We start from the raw sequence: 19,247 nt of genomic DNA, 5'->3' as shown, positions 1-19,247 counted from the left end.
ACTTATTTAACGGATTCCTTATATTTGGAATAAGTCTCGTTATCCGAATCAAAAACTATATCCGCTGTAGCGCAGATCACTCCGCCAAGCGAAACGATCCGGATATTCAGTAAAAATTCCTGATCTTGGAATACAAGCTGCCCTAGGGCTAGGTATTCTGCTCCTGAAAGTTTTCCAATGGATACAATCTGATCGTTCAGCACAAGTCCGCTTGCTTGGAAATCCTGCTCTCCAATGACACGATTCAATCTATCTCTTTCCAATAATTGAAAAGTTTTAGGATCGAATAATTCTTTTCCGAGCCTATCTGTAACAAGTCTTCCTAGTTGGGAATTGGTTCCATCTTCGTTTACTACATTTAAAATAGCGAGTCTTGCGGGGAGTTTGCCTCCTTGCGCTTTCAAAGAAGCTAAAAATTGATATCTGAGTTCGGAGGCGATACTTGCCACTCCTGACTTCGGATCCTTTGCTTTCTTTTTGGCCTCGCCGGACGAAGCACAGGAACCTAGTAAGAGTATAGATACCAATAGGAAGATTCGAATATTCATTTTCCCGCCTATATTAAAAATATTTAACTAATGTGACTTGATTTCCGGTGCTATTAAATTTCACCAGATCGAATGTTGCCAAAGTAAGTGTAAGCCCTCGTCCATGAGCGATCCCTTCCGAATTCAGTTTTTCCATACTGCTTTTTTGGAGCCTAGCATGGTTAAAACCCTTTCCTTCATCGGTGATCCTGACCCCTATTCTATCTCTGGAAAGTGAATATTCAACTTTTACTTTTTTGGATTTATAGTAAGGGTCCTTCTGTCTTTCCTGGACGAATCTGAAATAATTCCCGTCTGACATTGCCCTGGTTTTTTCCTCAAAACTAATATTCAAATTCCCATGCTCGATCGCATTGATAATCATTTCTCTGAGGCAATTTCTCATCGCAGTGATCGTGCTCGGATCCACGAATCTGTACAAGTTCGCAGTCATTCTTTGGCTTAAGAGTTCCGCATTTTGTAGATAATTATTTGCGGAGTAAACTGTCTTCTCATCGTCTACGTATCTAGACATTAAGTCCTGGTCAGGTTCGTAAGCCCTTCCTAAAATTTCTCTTTGGCCCTCGTATTCCAAGATCTGGAATTGCACCTGTAATTCCTTAGGTTCTCTCAAATATTTTTGTAGGAATTCCCCCAAGAATCGGACTGGCTTTCCTTCTGAAGCGAGTTCTTCCAGTTTTTCTAATACGTATAATTTCTTATAGGCGTCTTGCAATTCTCCCGCCTTGTAGATCAGCTCCATAAAGTTTTTGCCGATCACTTCCCCAGGTTTGAAACCTATATGTTTGGACACGGATCTGTTTGCTGCTAGAATATTCCAGTTTTGGTCTAAGGAGAATAAAAAGTCCTCTTCCACTTCGAACAAACTTCTGTATTTTGCTTCGGATTCTTCCGCATCGCTCCGGATCTTTCCTAATTCTTCCACTCTTTGTTTAAGTTGGTCCGATAATCCCTTGATCCTATCCGCCAGTCCCAAGGATAGAAGGCTTACTTCCATCACGGAACCTACTTGTATCCCCCAAAGAGTGAAAAAGTTATTTGGAAGTATGCCAAAAGATTTTAACCCGAATAGAAAACTAAAGAATAAGAAAGAAGACCAAGCGAATAGAAAATATTTTGCCTCTCTTCTTCCTGCTAACAAACATTGCACCCCGTTAGAGATCAAAAATCCTAATGTAAAGAACATCAAGACCAAGCTACTCATGATAGCGGTTCTATATTCCCATACGAATAATGTGGAAACCATTCCTCCAAAACTAAGAGCAAAAAGTAGATAGTACAATTTGGAAGTTTTAGGAGTATATTCGGGAGCATTCAAAAAAGATCTGCTGAACGCGCAGGCCGCCAAAAGTACGGTAAAAATTGAGAACGGTAGACTATAATTTGCCCATAGAACGGAACTTCTCCACAAATATTGGAAAGAAAGTCCGTTTAATGTGAACTGGAATAGTATATAAGTTAATATATAAATAACATAATATAGATAACTTTTGTCCTTGGTGGAAAATAATAGAAATAGATTGTACACCACCATGATCAGCATGGAGCCGTAATACAATCCAAGTGCAAGTTGCTCGGTGAATGTATGCTCTATAAATTCGTTTTTGGAAAACGCCAGAAAAGGTAATAGAATAGAACTGGAACTCGCAATCCTGAAATAGATCTCTCCTTTAGAACCTGGCTGTTCTGAAAAAGGATAAGCAAAATTCCTATGTTCGATCGGACGAGTGCCGAATTCCCTTAGATCTCCGGAATGATTGATCGCGGAATCCGAACTTCTTCCTGAATAAAGATCTACAAAATCCAAAAGAGCATAATCTATCTCTAAGATCCAATCTACAACTTTGTCAGTTTGGTTTTCTGTCCTAAGACGTACCCAAATCGCCGATTTAGAATATCCTAAACTGTTTTGGGTGATCTTTTCAGATCCTCCCTGGTCGAAAATTTTTAATACTTCTTTAAAAGATTTTTTACCGGTCGCGTCCTGATAAACTGAAAGATAAGGAAGAAGAGAAGTGCCGTCCATCTTCTCTTCCAAGAAGAAGCGGTCTTTTTTTTCGTAGACCTGACCTTCTCCCCATACTGGAAAAGAGAAGAAGATCATCAAAAGAAAACTAGATAGGACTAAAGATCGATTCCTGATTTCCTTTCGCATGGGCTACAAATCGTCCGAAAGATCTAGAAAAAAGCGCCCACAAATTTTAGTATTTTATCAAAAATCTGTTTAGACACTATAAAAGTCCCGATGCTACTTCCGATCTGAGGAAGCATAAACACTAAGAAGATACGAGTTACCTTATTCTTCCAATATCCGCTGAAAGTTTCAGTGTCTTCTCCCAATTTTTCGAAATCTTCTACCAATGGTTTTCTAAACCAGGATTCGGACAATGCCGCTACCCAGCCCGGCTTGATGATTGGATTGAAGTTCCCAATAGGAGCTGCGATAAATGCAAGAAGAATGGAGACCGGATGTGCAAGTGCGATGATAGCGCCGATTGCGGCAAGTGTTCCCTTGACTAGGATCCATCTTACTAAAAATTCCTGGCCTTCTTCTTTTCCTCCGAACCAATAGAGTGCGGTGAATGCAGAGATGATAATTGCAGGGAATAATAAAGGACGAATTCTATCCCAGAAACCTTTTGTCGGTTGGATATCCAAATGATCGATATCCTTATCTTCTACGATATGTTTTACGATACCTTCTAAATGGCCCGCACCAACCACTGCAAAAATTTTCTTACCTACTGCGGCTTGTTGTCTGATCCTTTGCGCCAGGTATGCGTCTCTTTCGTCTATAATTACATTTTTGACTGACTGGTATCTGGAAGGAAGTTGAGAGAATAGGTCCTTGAGAACGTCGTCGGATTTCATCTCTTCTATTTTTTCCGGAGAGATCTCTTCTTTAACGATAAGAGAGCTCACTAAGGTGGAGAATAACATCATTCTACTCCAGAATCCCACGTTCCACCAGGCTCTTTTGAGCGTGATGGAAATCTCTCTGTCTACAGGTACGATCTTAGCATGGATCTTATTTCCTTCGTCGATCGCTTTTCTCATTTCGTCTCCGGGACGAATGTTTCCGTAGCCTAGTTTTTTCTGGAAAGAAGAAAGGATCAGGCTAGAAAGAAGAAGCCACATCTTTCTTTCCTTGAATACTTTGAAAATATCCAATTTTTTCCAATGATCCGGATCCTGAACGGATCTTATTCTGGAAGCACAAAGTTCCACACAGACCGTGTCCGGTTTTTCTTCTTGGATGATCCTGGAAACTTCATCTATACTTTTTTGGCTGATATGAGCCGTTCCCAGAATAGTGATCTGGGAACCGTTTAATTCCAAGGTGCGGATCGGTTCTGAGGAGGCGATTGTTTGCAAGAGGGTCGATTTCCTTTCTTTACATACAGTTTCCTTTTCGCTGGAGGAGATGAAACTCTATTTTTCCAAAAAGAGTGGGAATTCCCGCGGGATTTTTAGAAGGTTAAATCGTCACATAATTCGATCCTGGCCCGATCAAATTTATTGTAAAAATGATTTGAAGGAACTTGGATGATCCTAAAATACTACCCGGTTATTACTGACAGAAAGTATGCTCAATAAGGACGTAAAAATTATTAACGTCGGGATCGCGGATATCCAAGGAGGCCAGTCGCCTTCGGTGATCCGCACCACATTAGGTTCCTGTATCGGAGTCGTTTTTTATTCTCCGGAGAAAAAGGTAGGAGCTATGGCCCATATCATGTTGGCCAAAGACCCTTCCGGAAAAGATTCCTCCAAAAATCCCCACAAGTACGCTGAGACTGCTCTTCCGGAATTAGTAAAAAGAATGACGGAGTTAGGCTGTAGTAAGGGAGAATATTTCGCTCGTCTATTCGGAGGAGCTTCTATGTTCAAGGGAATGAACTCTAGTTTCCTGCAGAACATTGGCGACCTGAACGTAAACGTCGCAAAAGAATTTTTAGATAAAGAAAAAATAACGTTACTAGTAGAAGATGTCGGAGGCCATGAAGGCAGAACGATTAGTCTCTATTTGGATGATGGCAGGATCCTTTTAAAAAAGGGCGGATTCGAAAAGTACCTTTATAAGGTCAGGTAGCGGAATGAAAGAAAAGATAGATCAACTTTTTGAAAACGAGGCCCAGCTCCCTAAAATCTCCTCCGTAGTAAGTAAAGTAATGGAGATGGTGGGCAAACCGGATGTTGTGATCGCAGACCTAGCCAAGGAAATTTCCAAAGACCCTGGACTCACAGCAGCAGTGATCAAACTTTCCAACTCTGCGTACTTCCGACCTGCTAAACCTGTAAAAACTGTCCAAGAATCATTGATGACTCTTGGGATCAAAACGGTAAAAGAAATTATTCTTCTGAACGAAACCAAAGGTATTCTGAAAAAAGAACTGAAAGGTTATCAGGTAGATGGAGAAGCTAACTGGATGCATTCCTTGATCGTAGCAGAACTCGCTAAAAGGATAGCGGTCCAGAAAAAACTGAAAGTGGATAAGGACGTGGTATTTACTGCGGGACTTCTTCATAATATTGGAAAAGTTATACTCGCTGATTTTTTCCCTACGGTGCTTATGCAATTCAGGACCGAATTACAGAGCTACCAAGGACCTTATACGGATCTGGAAGCTAAGTTTTTCGGCTACACTCACCAAGAGACAGGCGCGAAACTTTTGGAAAAATGGAATTTCCCTCAAGAATTGGTAGAGGTAGCCAGATATTATTCGGAACCTGAAAAGGCCACACAGTTCCCTGAACTAGTTTCCATCATACATATCGCCAATTGTATCGTACTCCTAGGTGGAATGGGAATTGACATAGGCGGTTTGAAAATTCCACTCTCCCCTAAAGCCTTACAGAACATAGGTGTGACAGAGGGAGATCTGCAAATGTACTACACTCTTTTACCTGAAATGGTTAAACATATCGAAGAGTTGATCTCGGTTTGAAAAACATTGCCCTGATCGGCCCTAGAGGTGTCGGAAAATCCAAAATCTCCCGTAAACTTTCCAAACTCACAGGCAAACCTGTAATCTCTACAGACATGATAGCTGTCTACCTGACAGGCGGCATCTCCATTCCGGATTTCGTAAAATCAGATTCTGGAAATTGGAAACCTTTCCGTGACCTAGAATTCCAGATCCTAAAACAAATCTCAGGTTCTAAAAATCTGATCTTGGATTGTGGAGGAGGCATCTTATTCGACCAAGACGATTCCGGTAAAGAGATCGTAAGCGAAAGAAAGACCAAGATCCTGAAAGAGACCGCATTTGTGATCTCTCTATCCAGAAAATCCGAATACTTGGTAGAGAAAATCCAGAACGATCCGACCCGTCCTCCTCTAAGTTCCGTTCTATCGTATAAAACGATTTTGGAATCCAGGCTACCTCAGTACAGGGCTCATTCGGATATCCAGATTGCCTTAGATGACCGCAGTGTGGAAGAAGTTTGCGAGGAAATCCTACGCAGATCCGGCTGGGCCTAATACAAAAAGGGCGTTCTGCCCTTTCCTTAAACGTCCAAATTTATAAGATATTCTCAAAATCATAAATATCTTTACGACTTTCTAATGGAATTAGAATCTTCGTTATAACCGGATAAGAAAAAAACGTCCGGATACACAAAATATAAAAATGATACAGTTAGTACTAGAGGTCCGAGATGATAGAAACGGAGGTCCCGAAGAAGAATAAATCTTCCTTCGAGAAACTAGTAAAGGTAATTCGGCAAAGAAATTATAAAAAGGCAACCGAATACACTTACCTAAGATATAATTTGGACTTTCTTTTGTTCGCGGACAAACCCGCGGAAAAAGTAGTTACAAAAGATATCGAAAAGTACATAGAATATTTAAGGAAGAAGAAGGTTTCCTCTTCCACGATCCAGATCAACATCAGTTCTTTAAAAATGTTTTTTGAAGAAGTTCTGGATATGAACGTATTCGAAGACTTTAGAAGACCTGCAAGGGAATACAAAACCCCTAAGGTTTTAAACCAAAAAGAGATTACAATTCTTTTAGAGACGGCATCCGAGTCTCCTAGATCCCATCTTCTCTGCGCATTGGCCTATTATGCGGGCCTAAGGGTGGGTGAGATCATTCGTTTGAAATGGGGACAATTCGATCTTTCTAAAAAAACGATCAAAGTGGATTCCCCTATCCCCACTCAAAACAGAACCGTTTTGATGGACGTAGAATTACAAAAGATCTTGAAGAAGTTCGAAAAGGAAGTCGGAACCGAAAAAAGCTCTTATTTGTTCCCTGGAAAATACCAAGGCACTCATTTAACTTCCAGGAATGTGGAACGTTTAGTCGGGGATCTTGCAAAGGAATCCGGGATCAAAACCCAAGTGACCTTATTCACTCTCAGACATAGCCGCGCGATCCACCAATTGGCGGAAGGAAAAAGTCTGGAAGATATCAGAGAGTTTTTAGGCCATAAAAGTCTTGCGACCACGGAAAGTTATCTTCCGATCCGTAAGAACCTAAGACCTCAGGTCAGACAAAAACATATCCAAGACGCTTTAAAAGAAATCAAGAAGAAGTACAGGTATTGAGATCTATCCGGCGGAAACGCCGGAACTTCTTCTTTTTTGAATATTCTTTTTTCTTGATAGAAGTTCCCGGATCTTTGAGTGAACTTCACCAGTCAGTTCCATTCTAGTAAAGATCAAAGCAGCCAGAACGAACAGACCTCCTACCACCGGCCCGAATAGAATTGTAAGCCTCCAACCTAATTCGGGGTTTTGAGTTTGTGCTCCGGTTTGGTATCCTATCGCTTCCAATAGAAACCCTAGAAATGCAAAGCCTATCGCTCGGATAATCTTCGTTGCCATCTTCCAAAATCCGAAATAAGCACCTTCCCTCTTTTCTCCCGTCAGAAGTTCGTCATAGTCCACAACATCCGCCACCAAAGAATCGAAAAGAAGAATGGACCCTGCGAATATTCCACCTAAAAACGCGGCAATCAAAGGAGCCTCGTAAGATCCTTGGGGTAAGATTGGATACAAAACGATTGTCATAACGCCGAGTAAAAAACTTCCCCAGAATGCAGGTTGCTTTTTACCGAATTTTTTTGCTAGATACACCCAAAATGGAATTGAGATGGTAAGAAAAAATACGAAAGGAAGAAGGATACGTATCACTACTTGAGAATCTTCCAAAAGTAGTCTTTCCTTATAATATAGAAGCCCTAAGGAAGCATTCAAAGTTCTCGCAGCGGTCGCCACTATAAACGCTAAAAGTAGAGGAAGAAAATAACGATTTCTTAATATAAAAACCGAAGACCGAAAGAAAGATAAAATATTCTCTCCAATAGAAACCGGTTCGGTTTCGGTTCTACGATAAGGAGAATCTTTTCCTTTAGTGAAAAAATAAGAAAAATAAGACACAAAACATAATAAAACCCAAACACTCGCAGAGGAATAACTCCTGGATGTGAACCCGTCTTTTCCCAAAGAAACCCAAATCGCAGGGAGTAACAATCCCGACAAAAGCCCAAGATTTGCAAAAAACAATCTCCAACCGAAAATTCTATTTCTTTCTCCAGATGTGAAACCGATCTCACCTCCCAGACTGATATGAGGGACTGCAATCATTGTCATAAACGTATTCGTTAGAAAGTACGCTAGTACCAAGTATAAAAACTTAGAAGTTTGGGTCTCTAAATCAGGAGGAGTGAAAAGAAAAAAAGCACCTAACCCAAGCAAGAATCCTCCTACCAAAATATAAGGTCGTCGTCTTCCTTTTGCAAAACTAGTATGATCCGAGATATATCCCATAATTGGATCGCTGATCGCATCCCATAAGATCGCAATCAGCATTGCCAAACCGAATAGAGAAGGTTTTAATCCTACTGTGGAAACGTAAAAATCCAGAAGATAGATCTGGGCCATGGTTTCCACAGCAGTGATCCCCACTTCTGCGGAAGCATAACCTGCCATACTTCTATTCGTAAGAGTTTGTTCTTTCATGGGATCGGGAATACTCTAAGAGCTGCTTTATCCTAATTGATAAAAGTCTTCCATATGCCGATCAATTTTCCGGAACGGACCAGGTGGATCTCTCCCATCTCCGCCATTACCTTCTCACTCTGGGTAGGACGAAAAAACACATGATCGTCAGGTTCTAAAGAAGTCGCCTTGGATCCGTTTAAAATACTTTGGTTGGTGCTTGTTCCGAATAGAGAATTGTCTTCGAGTCCTTTAGGAGATTCTTTTTTGGCGGAGAATGCTCCTCCATAAATAAAGTAAGTAACTTCTTGGTTTGGATTCCAGATAGGAAATAGAAAAGATAAAGATTCCAAGAAAGGGATTTTGGTTCCTTCTATTTTTTTTAAAACCGGGGTGGCGATATACACGGCAGGACTATGTTCTTCTAAACTTTCCACATCAAAATCTGTAGGTTTCACCAAGGCGGATCCCAAGGACACATCGTTGACCAAGCCTGGATTTTTTTGGTAGAAGCTATATGTTTTACTTCCTCCCCCATTGAACGTTAGCTCTTTATGGAATAAGGCAGGGAACTTCTCCCTTCCTAACTTTATAAAATCAGAATATTTATCTAAGGACTTTTGGAGAGACTTTTCCATAGCGGAGACCTTATTCCCAAAGATGACAGGAACAGAAGCAACATGAGGTTCGTATCCCATATATCCGGAGAGTTCTAGATTTTTAGGATTAGCGCCTAAGAGTTCCAACACAGCTAAAGAATCTTCCGGTTTAGAAAATCCTCCTCTATGCAATCCGATATCGATCTCTAAACTCAGTTTTAATTTTATATCCTTCTTCTTTGCAAAATCTAAGTATTGCTTTGCCCGGTTGGAAGTATCCACCAACCATTGCACATCCTGGAAGTTCTCTTTTTTGGTTTTGGAATATATATTTTCCAAAGCAGCGATCGGCATTGGTTTTCCCAAAAGAATATCAAATTTTTGGAATTCTGGATCATTCAATAACATGACGATATCTCCAGAATGGAATACCATCAGCCTTTTAGAACCCGTCGCATTTACGATATACTTAAGTAGGTCTATAGAAGGAAGAGATTTTACAACAACTCTATAGGATAGAGGCGGTTTGATCTTTTCTTTTAGAAGTTTTAAATTAGAATCCAAACGATCCAAATCGAGTAATACGATAGGTTTTCCGGGACCGTTTTGTTTCAGTTCTGTATTTAGATCCTTAAAATAAGAAGTGTAAGCCGCTCCGTTATCTTTCGGTTTTATAAAAACGATCAGCAAAAGTGCGACTGCAAAAATCCAGAGTAATCCCTGATTAGACCCTTTTCTATACATCCTAGATTCTCCTTCGAAAAACCAATTCGGATTTTAAAAAGTTAGACTATTCAGGCAAACGGAATTTTGGAAGAGATAGATTAAATCGCACTGCGATCATTCTAACTAGTATTACAAGCAAGGCGGAAACTGCAGTATTTAAACTTCCGTTCACTTCATATCTATCTAATACGATATATAGAATGGCTCCTGCCAAACATGCAGTAGCATAAATTTCTTTTCGGAAGATCATAGGAACTTCGTTGATGAGAGTATCTCGGATCACTCCTCCGAATACTGCAGACACCATTCCTAGGATCGCAGCTGCAAATGGATTTACTCCGCTGAGTAAGGAGATCCTAGTTCCGATCACGGTATAGATCCCAATCCCTACCGTGTCGAAAAAGAAAATCCCGGTTTTCATTCGGATCAAGAATCTAGGAAACACGAATGTGATCGCAAAACCTGCGAATATCCCCCAAAGAACATTTGAATCGGATACCCAAGAAACTGGATAATTCCCTAATGTAATATCTCTTAGAGTTCCGCCGCCTATCGCAGTGATAAATCCTGTGAAAAATACGCTGAATGCGTCCGCATGGTAGGTCTTTTTTTCCGCAGCGGCCAAGGCTCCGGACACCGCAAATACGGTGACCCCGGCCAAATTGAAAAAATAAGAAAGGTCCACCTTAATTCTTTTTGTAAATCTTCTGCTTCTTCTTTCCCTTACCCATGAGAGAAGGACTGAGTAACGCATTCAGCCCGGGCAGAAAACTTCCTATCTTTGCTAAAAATCCTCTGGAACCTGGGATCAGAACTTCCATAGGTTTATTAGGAATAACTTTATAAAATATAATATCAGTCACTTCTTCCGTTTTGAGATATCTGTTTCCGGAGAATGTCATGGAAGCTTCTTCATAATCTTTTTGCAAATCAAGCATTGGTGTTTGGATCGCATCGGGACATACAACGCTTACGAATACTTTTTTAGGCCTCAATTCTTGAGCCACTGCCAAGGAAAATCCTCTTACTGCAAACTTAGAAGTAGAGTAAAGAGAAATGCCGGGGATAGGAGCTACACCGGCCAAAGATGCAATATTTATAATATGTCCTCCGCCCTGCGCTATCATCCGGATAGAGGCTTCTCTTGTTCCATACATCAAACCCTTAGCGTTGATATCTATATGTTTGTCTATATCCTTAGGACTTACATTTTCTATGTAACCGGGAAGAAGATACCCTGCCACATTCATTAAGATGTCCAGTTTCCCCCATTTTTTATAAGTGAGGTCCATGACCTTCTTCCAATCGGAGGGAGAAGTCACATCCAATTTCGCCGTTAAAACCCTGTTCTTGTCGAACTTCTGCTTAGTAACGAAATCCTTCAGAGCTTTTTCGTTAAGATTGGTGAGAAAAATATTATGACCTAAAGAATAGGCCTTCTCAGCTAGATTTTTGCCTAAACCGCCGCTTGCACCGGTGATGAGTATATTCATGTATATTTCCTAATGGGTAACTATATTACCAAATTCTAACTGTCCGAAAGAGAAAGTAGGACTGGTTCCAGGAAAAAGCCAGAACCCGCTCATTTCAGAAGAAGGCATAACGTTATAAAATTCCGGATTTCGTAAAGAAGGACCGGCAATCTCTTTTTCCAAAACCATGGAAATGTATTGGTCAAGACCTATCTCCAAAGTATTTCCGTTTAAGATCACTTCCATTCCGGTGTTTTTAGCATATTTACGCACACCTGGGATCCTGGATTTGAGCGGATTATAATTGTCCGCACTCACTCCATTCTCGCTAGTTACAAAAATCCCTTCCGGAGTATTAGCTACCAAACTATGGTTTCCATAAGTATGTCCTGGAGTTCGGATGAGAGCCACTCCCCCACCTAGCTCTGTATCAGTATCTAATAGAACTACTCGGTCCATAGAGATCCCACCGGATCCGTTCGGACAGTACCAATCGGACTGAGGGGGAAGAAGTCCTTGGATAGAATCCCATTCTTCTTTCATCACCAAAAGTTTCGCATTTGGGAAATATCCTGGCTGACCGTTTGCTCCTAACCATTTGCGAAGATCCTGAGTATGCAAATGATCGAAAGAAATATAATCCACCTTCTCCGGAGGAAGTCCTACTTTTTTAAGACATTCTTCTACAGTATTCAAGGTAGGAGCCATGATCTTTCTTCCAATATTCTGGAAAGGTCCGAAACTTTCGGAAAGTCTTTTGAAAAACGGGGTTTCTGCGTTTGCATTCACATCTGACGGAGAAAATAAGAGAGTTTTAATCCCTTCCGACGTTTTATATTGGATGATAAACAATCGATTGATGATATGCAGAAAGGGTGTAGGCAAACTGAAAGCGTTCAGCAATGCGTACTTTGTAGGATAAGGCACACGCACTAAATCAAAGGATTTATAATATACTACTTGTGGTCCCGATAAAAATCTATCTCTGAACCTTCTTGCTCTTTTTCGAACGTCTTCCAGACGATCAACGGGAGCAGGAAGACTGCGAGAACCTATAAAATCTTTGATAGGCTTGAGATTAGTATCTTTTTTAGAAGACGGTTTTTTGGCTGACTTGGAAACGTTTACCTTTGCCATAAGTTCATCCCTTCACATTTATTTTTATAGTCCCATTTTCAAAAATGAAAATGGGAACATCTGATAAAACTTTTTTATAAAAACTTAAAACGGTTTGTACAAGGCTAAATAAGCGGAGAATGTACCAAGCACTGGAAGTCCGAACCAAAGTATTTTTGCAAACTCGGGTTTTTTATAATAAGCAGTCAATAGTCCGCCGAAGATCAACCAGATCGCAACTTTAGCGATTACCCAACCAGGAAAGCTAGTCAGAAGTCCAATCCTTGCAAGCATTCCGAAACCGCCAAGCAATACTAAGGTCATGCCAATTCCATGAGCGGAAGCGATCAGTTTTCTAGGAGCATTTTCTTTTGTGCCTCCTCCTAATACGTGAAGCGCCAGACCACCGTACGCGGAGAATAAGAATAAAATACCAAGGATATGAATAAGTTTGTACACCGGATAAGAAATCATAGGTGTCTATTCTCAAGATCCGAGGATCTTATGGAAAGCGAAAAACGAACTTCTACTTTTCCAGAAGATGTTGTACTCCGACCCAATTTCCAACCGGTGGAGACTCTATATATTCTTGGCAACGTTTTCTGTATAAGATCGCCACTATATCTTCAGGATAAACTTTCAGAGCTTGTTCGAAATTTTGAAGGGCTTCCTTAAAATTTCCCACCTTATACAAAATAATCCCTCTGGAGATCAAGGCCAACGTCGCATCTTTTAGTTTGCGGATATGAGGATCGTCCGATTCATAAATTTCATAAATGATGATAGGTTGGCTTTTCCCTTTAACTACGACAGAATCCACCTCTCGGATCGCAAGTTCGTCGGCGATCGTGAGACTAGACAAAGTATTTTGAGTAACTAGTATATCGGCCTTATACAAATTCGTGAGACTTTCCAAACGAGATGCAACGTTTACTGTGTCTCCGATCACAGTTGTATCCAGTCTATGAGAAGATCCTACAGTCCCAAGCATCAGATTTCCTGTGTTAATGCCTATACCGATTCGCACTCCCTTTACGTGTCCGTGGGCGCTTTTTACTTCTTCTTCTAATTCCCGGACCCTTCTTCTCATATCGATGGCTGCAAGAACTGCTCTATCTGCTGCAGACTTGCCTTCCCAATTATTCTCTGAATGGACTACCCTTTCTGCGGAGAATAATGCCAAGATCGCATCTCCCATAAACTTATCCACGAAACCTTCGTACTTTTGGATAAGCGGTTCCATCTTAGCAAGATATCCGTTGATAAATCTGAAATTTTCCTCAGGGGTCATCTTCTCGGAGATGGTGGTGAAAGAACGAATATCAGTGAATAGGACGCTCATTTCTCTTAATGCAGAATCACCCAGATTCACATCCACTGCGGAATCTTTTCCAAGCACGCTTAAGAATTGCATCGGAACGAAACGGAAGAATGCATTCTTCTGTCTAGCCAACTCTAACTTTTGGTGACTGAGTTCTATATTCAATTCTTCCGATTGTTTGTACAGATCGATGAATCGATTTGCGAGTATGGTTGTTAAGGAGATCACAAATAGAAGATATGCAAACTGAGTGAATCGGATCCCCGATTGAAAGAACATAGAATCCAGCACATCGTAGCCTGAAATGAATACGATGATGAACATGCTGATCGCCATAAGAGAGGCGTCTTTTTTCCGGAGATAAACCGCTTTTCCCATAAAATACAATAGGTAAATAAGAGAAGGTAAAATGGAAATCTGCCATGCTCTCAAACTGATCATCAAATATTGGAATGGAGCAAAGAACGAAAAGAAGAAGATAGCAAAACTCCATCCAGTGATGCCAAGTATTACCTTATTCGGTAAAGTAGATCCGTAAAAATAATCATGGAGAAAAAGTAAGAAAAAGGGAGCAAGCAAAGATACGGAAGCATATTCAATTCTTGTAATCCAAGTACTATCTTGTATAAAATCGAAAATGATCGTGGATCTACTCAAAGAGTATACCGCCATGGAAATGGAGAATACCCCGAAATACAGATTGTATTTGTCCGTTCTTCTTTTGGAAAAAATGAGAAGATGATACAGTCCGAAAAATATATAGATCGTATTTAAACTTAAGTTAAGTAATATTCCGATCTTCTTGGAAAAATCGTATTCAACACCTAAAGTATAATCTCCATCCAAATAAAATCCAAGATCCACATTCGTAGGGGTGAATATGGGAGAAAGGATCGGATATTCTTCTTCCGAAAGATGTACAGCCGGTGCATCTCCTAATAAACGAAAGACGATCCTATTTTCTCCGGCTTGTAAAATACTGGAGTCCACTGGTATTTCTATATCTCTCAGAGTTTTTCGGATCTCCATTTTTCCGTTGGAGTCCAAATGGATCTCTTTTTGGAGAAGGTGTCCGTTCAGATAAATTTCCCAGTTCTCTCCTATAAAATTTAAATAAAGTCGGATCGGGCTCAAAAACACCTGCGCCTTAGGATCGAAGTTTAAATTAAATTTCGTTTGAATAGTGAATTCCTGGATCTTGTCGGACACAGGAGTTTTATAGAGTTGGTTCAGAACGATAGGGAATTTTTCTATCTTTAGATACCCGGGCTCCGTTGATCCGAAGCCGGATTTGAATTCAGGTTTAAATCCTTTTACGGATTCCCATTCCAATCTTTTAAGATCCAGGTCTTTCCAACCCGGGACGGGTTCTTCTTGAGAACCCAGAGAGTAAAAAGAGATTAAGAAAAAAGAAATAAAGAGTAGAGATCTGAAAGTAAAAGCGGGACTTTTTTGATTTTGCACCATGCGTTATTCGACAGTAGTAATTGGATGAGAAAAACTGCGAGATTTCAAGTTTTTTAAAGGATTTTTTCCTTTTCCCGAAAATGTTTTCGGTAGAAACTATCCGGAAGGGAAAATAGGAGGAAAACTTTATGTCCGACTCGTGGGAAGGAAAAAAATTACCGGAAGTAAGTTTAACTAGCTCCGCAGGAAACACCGTAAATCTACCAAAAGACTCAAGCGGTTCTTGGACCTTGTTGTATTTTTATCCAAAAGACGATACCCCAGGTTGCACAAAACAAGCCTGCTCTTATCGAGACAACTTGGAAAAATTCACCCAAGCTGGAGCAAAGGTGTATGGGATCAGTTCCGACTCTTTGGATAGCCATAAACAATTTATTGACAAATTCAATTTAAGTTTTCCTCTTCTATCCGATCCGAAACAAACCTTAAGCGGTCCTTTGGGAGTTTATGGAGACCAAGAATGGCAAGGCAGAGTGTTCAAGGGACTTTCTAGAGACAGCTTTTTGGTAGGACCTGACGGAACCATCCGCAAAGTCTGGAGAAAAGTAGATCCAACTAAAACTGTTGCAGAAACTTTAGAGGCGATCCTAAAAGAGGCCGGTGCCTAAGGCGTGATCGTAAAATACACTCTAGATACATACCAACCGCATAGACATTTATTAAAGGTGGAAATGGAAGTCCACCCTGACAAACAGGAAACATTTCTTTGTATTCCGAATTGGTCCCCGGGTTCCTACAAGATCCGGGATTATTCCAAATCCATCCACCAAGTCCAATTTACACAGTCCAAACCGGGATGGAATATCGAACAAACTGATCTTGACACTTGGAAGGTTTCCTCCAAAGGAGAAACATTCAAAATTTCTTATCTAGTGTACGGATTCGAGCACACTGTTCGGACCAATTATTTTACTAGCGATTTTATTTTAGTCCATCCTCCTGCAACATTCTTATACCCGAAAGATCGGATCGATCTGGAACCTGAGCTGAGTTGGAAGAATCTTTCTCCTTTTCGTTTTTGTTATACAGGACTAAAAAAGAAAGAAGGTTCCAAACAAACTTGGAAAGCAAAGAACTTCGACGAATTTTTCGACTGCCCTATTCTTCTTACAAACGAAAAACAGATCTCTTTTCAAGTAGAAGGCTGTGAGTTCGATCTAGTCATTCTAGGAGATATTGGAACAAAAGATAAGAAGAAGATCTCCAAGGATCTGGCAACCGTTGTGGAGACCCAGATTAAACTTATGGGCGGAACAGAGAATCAATATTATCTATTCGTTCTGGATATGAGCGATAATCTGTATGGCGGACTGGAGCATCTCAATTGCAGCATCAACCAATTCGATCCAAACGGATGGTCTAATCCCGATAACTATAGGACTCTTTTAGAACTTTTATCCCATGAATATTTCCATCATTGGAATGTGAAACGAATTCGTCCGATCGCACTTGGACCTTTCGATTACCAAAAACCGAACTTAACGAAAGAATTATGGATCGCGGAAGGGATCACTAGTTTCTTCGATGCGTATTTTCTTCTTCTTTGTGGGTCTTATTCTCCCCAACAGTACTTAAACAAACTTTGGAAGGATATGCAAGAATTGGAAGAGTCTCTGGGTGAATCCTGGATGAGTTTAGAAGATTCCAGTTTTACCGCTTGGACTAAATATTATAATCGTCCGTTCGATCCAAATTTTTCGAATACTGGTATCTCATATTATACAAAAGGTGCCATTCTATCCTTAAGCATGCATCTTTATATCCTGAAGAAAACCAAGGGAAAAAAATCCTTAGTGGATATCATGATTGCTTTGAATAAACAATATCATCAGGAGAAAAAAAGAGGTTTTACCAAGGCTGAATTTTTCCAAACGGCGAAGAAGGTCACAGGCCTAGACCTAAAACTGGAATTCGATGCCTATATTGTGGAGCCAAAACGTATCCCTATCGAAACGTATTTACATTTGATCGGTGTGGAAAGAACAGCCTCCAAACCGAAGATAGAGCCGGGCTTTAGGGTGAAAGAAGAAAGAGGAAGAATGGTTGTAAGTAAAATCCTTCTCTCCAAATCCGTAAAAGAAACTGATATCAACCTAGGCGACGAATGGATTGCCTTGGACGATAAAAGAATTCTTCCGGGAAACTTTAAAGAATTATTAAATCAGTACCAGCCTGGGAAAAAAGCGGACCTTCTTATTTCCAGAAGAGGAAAAATTTTAAAAAGAAAGATCAAATTCGATTCTTCTCCGTCTGCAAACGAACTTTGGATCGATGAAAAAGCGGAAGGTCCAACCAAGGAATTGAGAGAAGTATTTTTAAACCTGGGAAAAGATCCTGCGAGTTCGAAACCTTCTTCCAAAAAGACTAAATCGAAGTAATTCCTCCGTCCACAGTCCAGTTCGCGCCGTTAATATAACCTGACTCGGAAGAAATTAAAAAAGATACCACTCTTGCGATCTCATCCGGAGAAGCGATCTTCTTAACGGGTGTCATCTCTATTATCTTTTTGCGATGGTCATCCACCTGGTCTTCTTGGATTCCCATCTTAGTTTCCATATAACCTGGACTTACCGCGTTAGATGTGATCCCTTTCTCTCCCCATTCGGCGGCGATCGATTTCATAAAACCTATGATCCCATGTTTGGAAGAAGAATATGCTACGGACAAAGCACTTCCTTGTACTGATAAAGAAGAAGCTATATAAACAAATCTTCCGAATCCTTGATTGCTAAAAATTGGAAGTAACGATTTTGTAATTTGAAAAGCGGAGCGAAGGTTTATGGAAAAAATTTTGTCCCATTCTTCCAAATCGACTTCGGTAATTTTATGATAAGGACCCCCATAGCCTGCGCAATGTACAAATCCACGAATAGAAGAATTCTCAGAGTTCAGATTTTTACAGGCATTTTCCAATTCGCCGGAAGATGTAAGATCTATTTTTTGGAATGTTTCGTTTGGATGAAGTTTATCTGGAGAAACCAGATCCCAATTTAGGATCTTATATCCGGAATTTCCTAATTCGGAAACAAGAGCGCGGCCAAGGCCTCCGCTTCCTCCAGTGATTAAAATTGTAAACATTTCCGAATCGACGTACAAGTGGGGAACGATTTCTCTGTTTGGTATGGAACATTCCTTTGAGAGGGTCAACAATATTCTGGAGGCCCTTCCCTATATTACAAAATACTCCGGGAAAACCGTGGTCATCAAATATGGCGGAGCCGCAATGGCAAAGGCCGACTTAAAGGAATCTTTTGCAAAAGATATCGTTCTTCTAAAATATGTAGGCATCCATCCGGTTATCGTGCACGGAGGCGGACCGGAGATCAATAGACTCTTAGAAAGTTTGAATATTCCAACCGAGTTCGTTCACGGACATAGGGTCACAAACGAAGAGACCATGGACGTGGTGGAGATGGTTCTCACTGGAAAAGTAAATAAACAGATCGTTTCCATGATCAACAAAGAAGGCGGGAATGCGGTAGGACTTTCCGGAAAAGACGGAAATCTTGCAACCGCCTCCAAGACCAAGATTGAAATAGATGTAGAAGGTAAAAAATCGGAACTAGTAGATGTGGGTCTTGTGGGTAAGATCGACAAAATCGATCCAACAGTCATTCTATCTCTCCAAGAAAAAGGTTTTATCCCAGTCATTTCTCCTGTAGCCGAATCGGCATCGGGAGAATCCTTAAATATAAACGCGGATACTTTTGCGGGCGAATTGGCGGGGGCTTTAAAAGCAGAAAAGCTGATCCTACTTACAGACACTAGCGGGATCCTGATAGACGGAAAACTTGTTACAGGTTTGAACCGTGCCTTAGTAAAAGATTATATTCGAAAAGGAGATATCACTGGAGGAATGATCCCTAAAGTAGAATGTTGTCTTTCCGCGATCGACCAAGGAGTGAGAAGGACCCATATTATTGACGGAAGAGTCCCTCATTCTATCCTGATCGAAATCTTTACCGATCAGGGAATCGGTTCCTTGATCGAATAAGAGGAAAGTTTCGAATCTCCTTGACAGGAGTAGGAATTGGGCTGGAATAAGCCC

Annotated in this window: 18 protein-coding genes; 7 read left to right on the top strand and 11 right to left on the bottom strand. The window is 40.6% G+C overall.

Annotation, left to right across the window (positions count from 1 at the left end):
- Positions 1 to 2: 2 nt before the first annotated feature.
- Genes LPTSP_RS18040 through LPTSP_RS18030 form a run of 3 tightly spaced genes read right to left on the bottom strand, consistent with a single transcriptional unit; the run spans position 3 to position 3,923 of the window.
- Positions 3 to 548: a CsgG/HfaB family protein gene (locus tag LPTSP_RS18040; protein WP_108930138.1), complete on the bottom strand. Its 546-nt coding sequence runs from the start codon at positions 546 to 548 to the stop codon at positions 3 to 5.
- Positions 549 to 561: 13 nt separating this feature from the next.
- Positions 562 to 2,703: a 7TM diverse intracellular signaling domain-containing protein gene (locus LPTSP_RS18035; protein WP_108930137.1), complete on the bottom strand. Its 2,142-nt coding sequence runs from the start codon at positions 2,701 to 2,703 to the stop codon at positions 562 to 564.
- Positions 2,704 to 2,726: 23 nt separating this feature from the next.
- Positions 2,727 to 3,923, bottom strand: coding sequence for a TraB/GumN family protein (locus tag LPTSP_RS18030; RefSeq protein ID WP_108930136.1), 1,197 nt, complete (start codon positions 3,921 to 3,923; stop codon positions 2,727 to 2,729).
- Between the two features lie 211 nt (positions 3,924 to 4,134).
- Between LPTSP_RS18030 and LPTSP_RS18025 the strand changes: the two genes are divergently transcribed.
- The 4 genes from LPTSP_RS18025 (at position 4,135) to LPTSP_RS18010 (ending at position 7,103) form a co-directional block, all read left to right on the top strand.
- Positions 4,135 to 4,641 (top strand): chemotaxis protein CheD, encoded by a 507-nt coding sequence (locus tag LPTSP_RS18025; RefSeq protein WP_108930135.1) that lies wholly within the window; start codon positions 4,135 to 4,137, stop codon positions 4,639 to 4,641.
- A 4-nt stretch (positions 4,642 to 4,645) separates the two neighbouring features.
- On the top strand, positions 4,646 to 5,497 hold the full coding sequence (locus LPTSP_RS18020) for an HDOD domain-containing protein (protein ID WP_108930134.1): 852 nt from the start codon (positions 4,646 to 4,648) through the stop codon (positions 5,495 to 5,497).
- The gene (locus LPTSP_RS18015) at positions 5,494 to 6,033 is read left to right on the top strand and encodes a shikimate kinase (protein ID WP_108930133.1); all 540 of its coding nucleotides are present in this window, start codon (positions 5,494 to 5,496) and stop codon (positions 6,031 to 6,033) included. The genes LPTSP_RS18020 and LPTSP_RS18015 overlap by 4 nt, the downstream gene beginning before the upstream one ends.
- Positions 6,034 to 6,209: 176 nt before the next feature.
- The gene (locus LPTSP_RS18010; protein WP_108930132.1) at positions 6,210 to 7,103 is read left to right on the top strand and encodes a tyrosine-type recombinase/integrase; all 894 of its coding nucleotides are present in this window, start codon (positions 6,210 to 6,212) and stop codon (positions 7,101 to 7,103) included.
- A gap of 3 nt (positions 7,104 to 7,106) precedes the next feature.
- Here LPTSP_RS18010 and LPTSP_RS18005 read toward each other — a convergent pair whose 3' ends face one another.
- The 7 genes from LPTSP_RS18005 to LPTSP_RS17975 all read right to left on the bottom strand — a co-directional run bounded on the left by LPTSP_RS18005 (position 7,107) and on the right by LPTSP_RS17975 (position 15,199).
- On the bottom strand, positions 7,107 to 8,519 hold the full coding sequence (locus LPTSP_RS18005) for an MFS transporter (protein ID WP_108930131.1): 1,413 nt from the start codon (positions 8,517 to 8,519) through the stop codon (positions 7,107 to 7,109).
- 32 nt (positions 8,520 to 8,551) lie between these two features.
- Positions 8,552 to 9,841 carry an alanine racemase gene (locus LPTSP_RS18000; RefSeq protein ID WP_108930130.1) on the bottom strand — a complete coding sequence of 430 codons (1,290 nt, stop codon included), beginning with the start codon at positions 9,839 to 9,841 and terminating at the stop codon, positions 8,552 to 8,554.
- Positions 9,842 to 9,887: 46 nt separating this feature from the next.
- Entirely contained in the window at positions 9,888 to 10,508 is a 621-nt protein-coding gene (locus LPTSP_RS17995; RefSeq protein WP_108930129.1) for a trimeric intracellular cation channel family protein, read from the bottom strand.
- A 1-nt stretch (position 10,509) separates the two neighbouring features.
- Complete coding sequence (locus LPTSP_RS17990) at positions 10,510 to 11,316, bottom strand: SDR family oxidoreductase (protein ID WP_108930128.1); 807 nt, start codon at positions 11,314 to 11,316, stop codon at positions 10,510 to 10,512.
- 9 nt (positions 11,317 to 11,325) lie between these two features.
- Complete coding sequence (locus LPTSP_RS17985) at positions 11,326 to 12,432, bottom strand: MBL fold metallo-hydrolase (protein WP_108930127.1); 1,107 nt, start codon at positions 12,430 to 12,432, stop codon at positions 11,326 to 11,328.
- A gap of 84 nt (positions 12,433 to 12,516) precedes the next feature.
- Positions 12,517 to 12,885 carry a hypothetical protein gene (locus tag LPTSP_RS17980; protein WP_108930126.1) on the bottom strand — a complete coding sequence of 123 codons (369 nt, stop codon included), beginning with the start codon at positions 12,883 to 12,885 and terminating at the stop codon, positions 12,517 to 12,519.
- Between the two features lie 52 nt (positions 12,886 to 12,937).
- Positions 12,938 to 15,199: an adenylate/guanylate cyclase domain-containing protein gene (locus tag LPTSP_RS17975; RefSeq protein WP_108930125.1), complete on the bottom strand. Its 2,262-nt coding sequence runs from the start codon at positions 15,197 to 15,199 to the stop codon at positions 12,938 to 12,940.
- Positions 15,200 to 15,327: 128 nt separating this feature from the next.
- Between LPTSP_RS17975 and LPTSP_RS17970 the strand changes: the two genes are divergently transcribed.
- A complete protein-coding gene (locus tag LPTSP_RS17970; protein WP_108930124.1) occupies positions 15,328 to 15,807 on the top strand; it encodes a peroxiredoxin in 480 nt (159 codons plus the stop codon).
- Positions 15,808 to 15,810: 3 nt separating this feature from the next.
- Positions 15,811 to 17,577 carry a M61 family metallopeptidase gene (locus LPTSP_RS17965; protein ID WP_108930123.1) on the top strand — a complete coding sequence of 589 codons (1,767 nt, stop codon included), beginning with the start codon at positions 15,811 to 15,813 and terminating at the stop codon, positions 17,575 to 17,577.
- Here the strand turns inward: LPTSP_RS17965 and LPTSP_RS17960 are convergent.
- On the bottom strand, positions 17,564 to 18,277 hold the full coding sequence (locus LPTSP_RS17960; protein ID WP_108930122.1) for an SDR family NAD(P)-dependent oxidoreductase: 714 nt from the start codon (positions 18,275 to 18,277) through the stop codon (positions 17,564 to 17,566). The genes LPTSP_RS17965 and LPTSP_RS17960 overlap by 14 nt on opposite strands.
- Positions 18,278 to 18,320: 43 nt before the next feature.
- Between LPTSP_RS17960 and argB the strand changes: the two genes are divergently transcribed.
- The gene (gene argB / locus LPTSP_RS17955) at positions 18,321 to 19,193 is read left to right on the top strand and encodes an acetylglutamate kinase (protein ID WP_108930121.1); all 873 of its coding nucleotides are present in this window, start codon (positions 18,321 to 18,323) and stop codon (positions 19,191 to 19,193) included.
- The last annotated feature ends 54 nt before the right edge of the window (positions 19,194 to 19,247 follow it).

The organism is Leptospira johnsonii, from assembly GCF_003112675.1.
Lineage (GTDB): Bacteria > Spirochaetota > Leptospiria > Leptospirales > Leptospiraceae > Leptospira_B > Leptospira_B johnsonii.
This window is presented reverse-complemented; position numbering and strand designations above follow the sequence as displayed.

Excerpts from the sequence above, each read along its gene's own strand:
- LPTSP_RS18010 (WP_108930132.1), top strand. The coding sequence starts at position 6,210 with ATGATAGAAACGGAGGTCCCGAAGAAGAATAAATCTTCCTTCGAGAAA.
- LPTSP_RS18020 (WP_108930134.1), top strand. The coding sequence starts at position 4,646 with ATGAAAGAAAAGATAGATCAACTTTTTGAAAACGAGGCCCAGCTCCCT.
- LPTSP_RS17960 (WP_108930122.1), bottom strand. The coding sequence starts at position 18,277 with ATGTTTACAATTTTAATCACTGGAGGAAGCGGAGGCCTTGGCCGCGCT.
- LPTSP_RS18035 (WP_108930137.1), bottom strand. The coding sequence starts at position 2,703 with ATGCGAAAGGAAATCAGGAATCGATCTTTAGTCCTATCTAGTTTTCTT.
- LPTSP_RS17980 (WP_108930126.1), bottom strand. The coding sequence starts at position 12,885 with ATGATTTCTTATCCGGTGTACAAACTTATTCATATCCTTGGTATTTTA.
- LPTSP_RS18000 (WP_108930130.1), bottom strand. The coding sequence starts at position 9,841 with ATGTATAGAAAAGGGTCTAATCAGGGATTACTCTGGATTTTTGCAGTC.
- argB (WP_108930121.1), top strand. The coding sequence starts at position 18,321 with ATGGAACATTCCTTTGAGAGGGTCAACAATATTCTGGAGGCCCTTCCC.
- LPTSP_RS17990 (WP_108930128.1), bottom strand. The coding sequence starts at position 11,316 with ATGAATATACTCATCACCGGTGCAAGCGGCGGTTTAGGCAAAAATCTA.
- LPTSP_RS18005 (WP_108930131.1), bottom strand. The coding sequence starts at position 8,519 with ATGAAAGAACAAACTCTTACGAATAGAAGTATGGCAGGTTATGCTTCC.
- LPTSP_RS18025 (WP_108930135.1), top strand. The coding sequence starts at position 4,135 with ATGCTCAATAAGGACGTAAAAATTATTAACGTCGGGATCGCGGATATC.
- LPTSP_RS17975 (WP_108930125.1), bottom strand. The coding sequence starts at position 15,199 with ATGGTGCAAAATCAAAAAAGTCCCGCTTTTACTTTCAGATCTCTACTC.
- LPTSP_RS18040 (WP_108930138.1), bottom strand. The coding sequence starts at position 548 with ATGAATATTCGAATCTTCCTATTGGTATCTATACTCTTACTAGGTTCC.
- LPTSP_RS17985 (WP_108930127.1), bottom strand. The coding sequence starts at position 12,432 with ATGGCAAAGGTAAACGTTTCCAAGTCAGCCAAAAAACCGTCTTCTAAA.
- LPTSP_RS17970 (WP_108930124.1), top strand. The coding sequence starts at position 15,328 with ATGTCCGACTCGTGGGAAGGAAAAAAATTACCGGAAGTAAGTTTAACT.